Origin of the sequence: Rhizobium sp. RU36D, from assembly GCF_900176345.1 — a bacterium.
GTDB lineage: Bacteria > Pseudomonadota > Alphaproteobacteria > Rhizobiales > Rhizobiaceae > Allorhizobium.
The window spans coordinates 104,051-112,954 of sequence record NZ_FWXU01000020.1 but is presented as its reverse complement, the minus strand read 5'-3'; the positions used below and the strand labels follow the sequence as shown (position 1 = coordinate 112,954).

Genomic DNA, 8,904 nt, shown 5'->3' with positions numbered 1-8,904 from the left:
CAGCGCATCCACAAAACTGAACTGGCCATCCCGTCGAACAGACATCAAATCCCCTCAAATCGCTGCAAACCAACTGAATCACATCAGCCGAATTTGGCAACAGTCCCACAAGGGGGGAGAAGATCCTGCCGACAACGCTCGACCTTCATTAGGCTACAGCGTGCGGTTGTCAGCCTGCCTGCTGACAGTGCTGGAAAAAGCGAGCGGGTACGCCCAGCGTTTCTCCCCCCTTGTGGGGGGTGAGGCATGGTCGGCAAAGCCGAGCAATCGATCCAGTGAATCGATTGCAATGCCGAACGCCGGCAGGGCAGAGAGGGTCTATGCTCCAAATTGAGAGCGCACCGTCCTCGTCGCCATTATACGCTGATGATCGCCTCGTCCACGGATACGGCATGGTGAGACGTCACCACGCGCCCATCGGCGCCCATCACGATCTCGCCGCGTGCCACCCGCTCCAGCACTTGCGCATAGATCAGGTGTTCGACCTTCAAGACGCGGGCCGCCAGCGTATCCGCCGTATCGCCGGGTAGAACCGGCACTGCCGCCTGGGCGGCGATCGGGCCTTCGTCCATGCCTTCGGTCACGAAATGCACGGTACAGCCGGCCACCTTCATGCCGGAATCCAGGGCCCGCTGATGGGTGTGCAGGCCGGCAAACAGCGGCAGCAGCGAGGGATGGATATTGAGGATCCGGCCTTCATAGGCGCGGATGAAATCTGCCGACAGAAGCCGCATGTAGCCGGCGAGGCAGATGATGTCGGGCGAGAGCTCGGCGAGGGCTGCGAGGATCGCCGCCTCATGGGCAGCCTTGTCGGCATAGGATTTGCGCTCGAAGGCGAAGGTCGCGATACCTTCAGCTGCGGCCTTGGCCAGCCCGCCGGCCGATGCCTTGTCTGAGATCACGCCGACGATTTCCGCCGGGAAGTCGGCGGCCCTGGTCGCGGCGAGCAGCGCCAGCATGTTGGAGCCGCTGCCGGAGATGAAGACGACGACGCGCTGGCGTTTGGCCGTCATAGGGCGATTTGGCCCTTGTAGATCGTGCCATGGGCACCGTCTGCGCGGGCCACCATGCGGCCCAGCGGAAACACGGTCTCGCCGCCTTCGGTGAGGGATGCCGTCACGCGCTCGGCATCCGCTGCCGCGACGACCACGATCATGCCGACGCCGCAGTTGAAGGTGCGCAGCATTTCCGTCGCCGCCACACCACCGGTGGCTGACAGCCATGAGAAGACCTTCGGCGGAGCGATCGCGGCGAGGTCGATCTCGGCGGCGAGATGCTTGGGCAGCACGCGCGGAATGTTTTCCGGGAAGCCGCCGCCGGTGATATGGGCCAGCGCCTTGATCGCGTTGGTCTCGCGGATCGTTTTCAGCAGCGGCTTGACATAGATGCGGGTGGGGGTGAGCAGGGCTGCACCCAGGCTCTGGCCATCGGCGAAGGGGGCTGGCGCATCCCAGGTAAGGCCGGAAAGCTCAACGATCTTGCGCACCAGCGAAAAGCCGTTGGAATGCACGCCCGACGAGGCAAGGCCGAGGATCACGTCGCCTTCGGCGATGTCGCCTGAGGGCAGAAGCTGGCCGCGTTCGGCCGCACCGACGGCAAAGCCGGCAAGATCGTAGTCGCCATGGGAATACATGCCCGGCATTTCGGCCGTCTCGCCGCCGATCAGGGCGCAACCGGCTTCGCGGCAGCCGGCGGCGATGCCACCGACAATGGCCGCACCCTGGTCCGGATCAAGCTTGCCCGTGGCGAAATAGTCGAGGAAGAACAGCGGCTCGGCGCCTTGCACCACGAGATCGTTGACGCACATGGCGACGAGATCGATGCCTACGGTGTCGTGAATGCCAGCGTCGATGGCGATCTTGAGCTTGGTGCCCACGCCGTCATTGGCGGCCACCAGGACCGGATCCGTAAAGCCCGCGGCCTTCAGGTCGAACAGCCCGCCAAAACCGCCGATCTCGCCGTCGGCGCCGGGCCGCCGCGTCGACCGCACCGCCGGCTTGATCTTCTCGACCATCAGGTTTCCGGCATCGATGTCCACGCCGGCATCGCTATAGGTCAGGCCGTTCCGATCAGACTGGCTCATTCTCGCCTCCGCTCGATGTCACGATATGCGGCTGGCAATTGCATGAAGAGGCCATCGTTGCAAGTCATTCGGCCTGTAGATGCGGGTTTTGAACGGCTTTTCGACCATGGAGATGGCGGCGGAGACGTGTCGGAACGGGATGGCCGGTCTTGACCGAGGTTTCCGCGCCGTCCTATCTCGTGTTATGCAGACGACACGGTTGCGCTGCGCCGCAATAGCCTATCAAGACGCCGTCACGAGGATCAGCCATGGCAACGCCCTATCACATCGACGGACCCAGCCTCCGGCGCCACATCCTGTTCTGGTTCGGCTTCCTGGTGATTTTCATCGGATTTCTGATGGTGTTCAGCAGCGTGCTGCTGCCCTTCATCGCCGGCATGGCGCTCGCCTATTTCCTCGATCCCGTCGCTGACCGGCTGGAGCGCCTGGGCCTGAGCCGGCTGATGGCCACGATCCTCATTCTCGTGACCTTCATCCTGGTGTTCGCGCTGTCGCTGATCATCATCATCCCGATCTTGGCAACGCAGCTCAATGACTTCTTTAGCCATGTTCCGGACTATATTTCGCAACTCCAGACCTTCATTGCCAATTCCAATGCCGCCTGGCTGCCGCAATGGCTGAATGGCCAGGAAGCGACGATCAAGGAGAATTTCTCAAAGTACCTGTCGGAGGGCGTCGGCTTCATCGGCACGCTGTTTGCGCAGATCTGGAATTCCGGCAAGGCGCTGGTGGATATCGCCTCGCTGCTGGTGGTGACACCCGTGGTTGCCTTCTACCTGCTGCTGGACTGGGATCACATGATCGCCAAGGTCGATAACTGGATTCCGCGGCGGCATGTGCATGACATCAGGGAGATTGCCGGCGAGATGGACCGCACCATTGCCGGCTTCGTTCGCGGGCAGGGATCGCTCTGCATCATCCTCGGCATCTATTATGCGGTGGGCTTGTCGCTGATCGGCCTGAATTTCGGCCTGCTCATCGGCTTCTTCACCGGCATGATCAGCTTCATCCCCTATATCGGCTCCACCGTCGGGCTTTTGCTGGCGGCCGGTGTGGCGCTCGTGCAGTTCTGGCCGGATTATGTGCAACTGATCATCGTCGTGGTGTTCTTTTTCTCCGGTCAGTTCATCGAGGGCAATATCCTCCAGCCGAAGCTGGTGGGGCAGAGTGTGGGCCTGCATCCGGTCTGGCTGATGTTTGCGCTGTTTGCCTTCGGCGCGATGTTTGGCTTTGTCGGCGTGCTTGTGGCCGTACCGGCTGCGGCGGCGATCGGCGTGCTTGTTCGCTTTGCGCTGCGGCGTTATCTTGCCAGCGATTTGTATTATGGTGCGCTGCCCATGGAACGGGTGCCGAGCCTTACCGACGCGTCTGACAAGATATGAGTGAAATCAAGAAGGTTGCTGCCCGACGCCGCAACGGCGAGCAATTGCCGCTGGCCTTTACCCATGCGGCGGCGCAAGGGCGCGACGATCTGCTGGTCTCCAGCCGTATGGCCGCCGCCGTCCGACTGATCGATTCCTGGCCGAACTGGCCGTCACCTGTCGTGATCCTGGTGGGACCGGCCGGCTCCGGCAAGTCTCATCTGGCCTCCGTCTGGCGTGCGGCAAGCGCTGCGCAGGATATCCATCCGCTGGAGGGGGAGGGGTCGGCCGCTGCCGCCGCAGCGGGGCCTGTCCTGTTCGAAGATGCTGACCGCGTCGGCTTTGACGACACCGCTCTGTTCCACACGATCAACAGCGTTCGCGAGAACGGCACGGCGCTCCTGATCACTGCGCGGCTCTGGCCGCTGTCCTGGCCCGTGGCGCTGGCGGATCTGCGATCCAGGTTGAAGGCTGCCACGATCATCGAGATCGGCCCGCCGGACGAGGCGCTGCTATCGCAACTGATCGTCAAACTGTTTGCCGACCGCCAGCTTCACATCGATGACAGGATCGTCGACTACATTGTCGATCGAATGGACCGGTCCTTCGATGCGGCCATGATACTTGTGGAGAGAATGGATCAACTGGCGCTGTCGCGGCGCATGCGCATTACCCGGGCCTTAGCGGCGGAAGTGCTGGACGAGTTGAGCGAGGCAACCGTCGAGGACTGATCTGTGCATGTCTGGCGAAGCGACAGAAGGTCCCGAGAATCCGAATTCGAGAGACCGGCTGTAGTGTCACAGCATTGTCGTCAATTTGATATATTGGCCGATGGCTATTTTGGAAGGGCGGAGCAATGGATCAGGCAATCAACGAGATGAACCCGGGCGAAGTGGAGGCGGACGCCGCGCGGGAGGATCTGATGTCCAGCCCCTCGCGCTTCATAAACCGGGAATTTTCCTGGCTGCAGTTCAACCGGCGCGTTCTGGAGGAGACGTTGAACACCGCCCATCCGCTGCTGGAGCGGGTGCGTTTCCTGTCGATTTCCGCCGCCAACCTCGATGAATTCTTCATGGTGCGCGTGGCCGGCCTCGAAGGCCAGGTGCGCCAGAGCATCGCCATCAAGAGCCCCGACGGCAAGACGCCAGCCGAGCAGCTGGAAGACATTCTAAACGAAATCGATAACCTGCAGATGGAGCAGCAGGCATCGCTTGCCGTGCTGCAGCAATATCTCGCCAAGGAAGACATTCTCATCGTCCGCCCCGGCGCCCTGTCGGCCGATGACCGCACCTGGCTCGAAAACGAATTTGAAGAAGGGCTCTTCCCGGTCCTGACGCCGCTGTCGATCGATCCGGCGCACCCGTTCCCCTTCATTCCCAATCTCGGTTTTTCCATGGGCCTGCAGCTGGAGAGCAAGCGCGGCCGTGAGCCGATGACAGCACTGTTGCGCCTGCCCACCACGCTGGACCGCTTCATCCGCCTGCCGGATGACAAGACCACGATCCGCTACATCACGCTGGAAGACGTGGTCGGCATGTTCATTCACCGGCTTTATCCGGGCTATGAAGTGACGGGCTTCGGCACCTTCCGCATTATCCGCGACAGCGATATTGAAGTCGAGGAAGAGGCCGAAGACCTGGTGCGCTTCTTCGAGACGGCGCTGAAGCGCCGCCGCCGCGGCTCGGTGATCCGCATCGAGACGGATTCGGAAATGCCGATTTCGCTGCGCCAATTCGTGGTTCACGAACTCGGCGTCCCGGAAAACCGCGTTGCGGTTCTGCCCGGCCTGCTGGCCCTCAACACCATCTCTGAGATCGCCAAGGCACCGCGCGACGACCTGCGCTTCGAGCCCCACAATGCGCGCTTCCCGGAGCGTGTGCGCGAACATGCCGGCGATTGCCTTGCCGCCATTCGCGAAAAGGACATGATCGTCCACCACCCCTATGAGAGCTTTGACGTGGTCGTGCAGTTCCTGCTGCAGGCGGCCCGCGATCCTGACGTGCTTGCCATCAAGCAGACCCTCTACCGCACCTCGAACGATAGCCCGATCGTCCGCGCCCTCATTGACGCCGCCGAAGCGGGCAAGTCCGTCACCGCGCTCGTGGAATTGAAGGCCCGCTTCGACGAGGAAGCCAATATCCGCTGGGCGCGCGACCTGGAGCGCGCTGGCGTGCAGGTCGTGTTCGGTTTCATCGAGCTCAAGACCCATGCGAAGATGTCGATGGTGGTGCGTCGTGAGGAGGGCAAGCTCAGGACCTACTGCCATCTCGGCACGGGCAACTACCATCCGATCACCGCGAAGATCTATACCGACCTGTCCTTCTTCACCTGCAATCCGAAGATCGCCCACGACATGGCGAATATCTTCAACTTCATCACCGGCTATGGCGAGCCGGAAGAGGGCATGAAGCTCGCCGTCTCGCCCTATACGCTGCGTCCGCGTATCCTCAAGCATATCAATGAGGAGATCGAGCACGCCCGTGCCGGCCGTCCGGCGGGGATCTGGATGAAGATGAACTCGCTGGTGGACCCGGAGATCATCGACGCGCTATACGCCGCCAGCAATGCCGGCGTGGAAGTCGACCTCGTGGTCCGCGGCATCTGCTGCCTGCGCCCGCAGGTCAAGGGATTGTCTGAGAACATCCGCGTCAAGTCGATCGTCGGCCGCTTCCTGGAGCATAGCCGCATCTTCTGCTTCGGCAATGGTCACGGCCTGCCATCGGAAAAGGCGCTTGTCTATATCGGTTCCGCCGACATGATGCCGCGTAATCTCGACCGCCGCGTCGAGACGCTGGTGCCGCTCATTAACCCTACGGTTCATGAGCAGGTTCTTACACAGATCATGCTGGGCAACCTGATTGACAATCAGCAGAGCTACGAGATATTGGCCGACGGAACCTCCCGGCGGATGGAAGTGCGCCCGGGAGAAGAGCCGTTTAATGCGCAGCATTACTTCATGACCAACCCAAGCCTCTCGGGCCGTGGCGAAAGTCTGAAGTCGAGCGCGCCAAAACTGATCGCCGGCATCATATCCGGCCGGAAGAGCTAACTGGTTTTTGATGACAAGATCTGAAGCGCAGGGGCGCCTGCCTGGTATAGCCCCTGTTTCCGTGATCGACATCGGGTCCAATTCGATCCGTCTCGTAATCTACGAAGGCCTGTCCCGCGCGCCAGCGGTCCTTTTCAACGAAAAGGTCCTGTGTGGCCTCGGAAAGGGGCTCGCCACGACCGGCCGCATGGACGAGCAGGGCGTGGAGCGGGCGCTTGCGGCGCTCGTGCGTTTCGGTGCCCTGTCCAAGCAGGCCCATGCGACGGAAATCTATGTCCTGGCAACTGCCGCCGCGCGCGAGGCTAGCAACGGGCCTGACTTCATTCGCGAGGCCGAGCGGATCCTGCAACATCCGGTCAAGGTGCTGAGCGGCGAGGAAGAAGCCTATTATTCCGCCTTGGGCATTATCAGCGGCTTCCACGATCCCGATGGCATTGCCGGCGACCTCGGCGGTGGCTCGCTGGAGCTTATCGATATCAAGGGCACCACCGTCGGCACCGGGATCACGCTTCCGCTCGGCGGGCTGCGCCTGTCGGAAAGCGTGGGCGGTTCGCTGGTCAAGGCCCGCAGTTTCGCCCGCAAGCAGGTGAAGGGCGCAAGCCTGCTGGAAGCCGGCGCGGGGCGCACCTTTTATGCCGTGGGCGGCACCTGGCGTAATATCGCGAAGCTGCATATGGAAATACGCGGCTATCCCCTGCACATGATGCAGGGCTACCAGGTTGCCTATGACGAGATGATCCGTTTCTTGGATGAGATCGTCGAAAACAGCGAATCCCGCGATCCCGCCTGGGCCGTGATTTCGAAGAGCCGCCGCACGCTGCTGCCATTCGGCGCGGTGGCCATGCGCGAAGTGCTGGAGGCGATGAAGCCGGCCAGCATCTGCTTCTCCGCCCAAGGCGTTCGCGAAGGCTATCTCTATTCCCTGCTGTCGGACGAGGACAAGCAACTCGATCCGCTGCTGACGGCGGCAGACGAACTCGCCATCCTCAGGGCCCGTTCACCCGAACATGCACGCGAACTGGCGGAATGGACAGGGCGCATGATGCCCTATTTCGATATCGAGGAAACAGTGGAAGAGGGGCGCTATCGCCAGGCCGCCTGTCTCCTGGCCGATATCAGCTGGCGCGCCCATCCCGATTATCGCGGACTGCAGGCGCTGAACCTGATAGCCCATTCCTCGGTCGTGGGTATCACCCATCCGGGCCGGGCCTTCATCGCGCTGACCAATTATTACAGGTTCGAGGGACTGTATGACGATGGCCAGACCGGCCCGCTCGCCGCCATTGCCACCGATCGCTTCCTGCAACGGGCCAAGCTGGTCGGCGGCCTGCTGCGTGTCGTCTACCTCTTCTCGGCCTCCATGCCCGGTGTCGTCAATCACCTGACTTTCGCCCGCACCGACCGCCCTGACCTGGACCTCGAATTCGTGGTGCCGCACGACTACAGGGCCTTTTCCGGCGAAAGGCTGGATGGCCGGCTCCAGCAACTCGCCAAGCTGACCGGCAAACGCCTGGCCTTCCGGTTCGAATAGACATTTCCGCAAGACCCCATCGATATTTCAAGCCGCGCCCGGTTCACGAGCGCGGTTTTTTTGTCGTTTTGGCGGTGTCGGACCCGCGTAAAGCACCAATTTCAAGCGTTTCAAAAACATGTGAGATCCATTGAAGCGCGGATTTTGGCGTTTCCGAATTATGGCGAAATTTGATCGGCCATTGAAAACACTGACGTTTTTTAACGTGAACACGCTTCTGTGATTGTTCAATTTTAGTGGACAAAGCGGTCGCCGAATTCGGCATTGTTTGTTTTTTCGCTGAGCCCCATTTCCAGGCTGTCGGAAGCAACCGACGGAAAAACAACAGAATTCGGAGAAGAAGCTATGAATAAGGTAATTGCAGCAGCGGTTCTGACCGTCATGGCCGGCACGTCTTCGGCCTTCGCTATCCAGCCGATCGACGGCAGCCTGACCTCCAACGCCCGTCTTGAAAAGGCCCCCGTCGGCTCCGTCATGAGCCACGAGTTCACCTCGAACGGCACTGATTACCGCGAGACCTACCGCGTCGAAGCCGACCGCAGCCTGAAGCTGGTCGACCGCGAAGTGTCAAGCCAGTCCTGATCAACCGATCCACATCTCGACATTCAACAACACCATAAAGTCAAAGGAGACTTATCATGAACAAGCTCATCGCAGCAGCAGCTTTCACGATCCTCGCCGGCACGTCCTCGGCCTTCGCCCTCCAGCCGATCGAAGGCAGCCTTGACGCCTCCGCTCGCCTGGAAAAGGCACCGGTTGGCTCGATCGTCAGCCACGAGTTCATTTCGAACGGCAAGGAATACAAGGAAACCTACCGCGTCGACAACGACCGCAGCCTGAAGCTGGTGGACCGCGCTGTTTCCAGCGAATCCTAAGCCAC

Annotated in this window: 9 protein-coding genes; 7 read left to right on the top strand and 2 right to left on the bottom strand. The window is 61.2% G+C overall.

What is annotated here, in order from left to right; all coding sequences use genetic code 11:
* Window positions 1–334 (top strand): hypothetical protein (locus tag B9A97_RS30030; RefSeq protein ID WP_210189719.1); only part of this gene is annotated, 334 nt, incomplete at its 5' end.
* 22 nt (window positions 335–356) lie between these two features.
* Here B9A97_RS30030 and purN read toward each other — a convergent pair.
* Together purN and purM are read right to left on the bottom strand one after the other, a co-directional pair.
* Entirely contained in the window at window positions 357–1,013 is a 657-nt protein-coding gene (gene purN, locus B9A97_RS21305) for a phosphoribosylglycinamide formyltransferase (protein ID WP_084367831.1), read from the bottom strand.
* On the bottom strand, window positions 1,010–2,083 hold the full coding sequence (gene purM, locus B9A97_RS21300) for a phosphoribosylformylglycinamidine cyclo-ligase (RefSeq protein ID WP_084367830.1): 1,074 nt from the start codon (window positions 2,081–2,083) through the stop codon (window positions 1,010–1,012). Before purM ends, purN begins: the two co-directional genes overlap by 4 nt.
* A gap of 248 nt (window positions 2,084–2,331) precedes the next feature.
* Between purM and B9A97_RS21295 the strand changes: the two genes are divergently transcribed.
* The 6 genes from B9A97_RS21295 to B9A97_RS21270 all read left to right on the top strand — a co-directional run bounded on the left by B9A97_RS21295 (window position 2,332) and on the right by B9A97_RS21270 (window position 8,899).
* Window positions 2,332–3,465 (top strand): AI-2E family transporter, encoded by a 1,134-nt coding sequence (locus B9A97_RS21295; protein WP_084367829.1) that lies wholly within the window; start codon window positions 2,332–2,334, stop codon window positions 3,463–3,465.
* On the top strand, window positions 3,462–4,175 hold the full coding sequence (gene hdaA / locus B9A97_RS21290; protein ID WP_084367828.1) for a DnaA regulatory inactivator HdaA: 714 nt from the start codon (window positions 3,462–3,464) through the stop codon (window positions 4,173–4,175). The genes B9A97_RS21295 and hdaA overlap by 4 nt, the downstream gene beginning before the upstream one ends.
* A gap of 125 nt (window positions 4,176–4,300) precedes the next feature.
* Window positions 4,301–6,493, top strand: coding sequence for an RNA degradosome polyphosphate kinase (locus B9A97_RS21285; RefSeq protein ID WP_084367827.1), 2,193 nt, complete (start codon window positions 4,301–4,303; stop codon window positions 6,491–6,493).
* A 10-nt stretch (window positions 6,494–6,503) separates the two neighbouring features.
* Window positions 6,504–8,024, top strand: coding sequence for an exopolyphosphatase (gene ppx, locus B9A97_RS21280; protein WP_084367826.1), 1,521 nt, complete (start codon window positions 6,504–6,506; stop codon window positions 8,022–8,024).
* Window positions 8,025–8,369: 345 nt separating this feature from the next.
* Entirely contained in the window at window positions 8,370–8,606 is a 237-nt protein-coding gene (locus B9A97_RS21275) for a hypothetical protein (protein WP_084367825.1), read from the top strand.
* A gap of 56 nt (window positions 8,607–8,662) precedes the next feature.
* On the top strand, window positions 8,663–8,899 hold the full coding sequence (locus B9A97_RS21270) for a hypothetical protein (RefSeq protein WP_084367824.1): 237 nt from the start codon (window positions 8,663–8,665) through the stop codon (window positions 8,897–8,899).
* Window positions 8,900–8,904 lie beyond the last annotated feature (5 nt).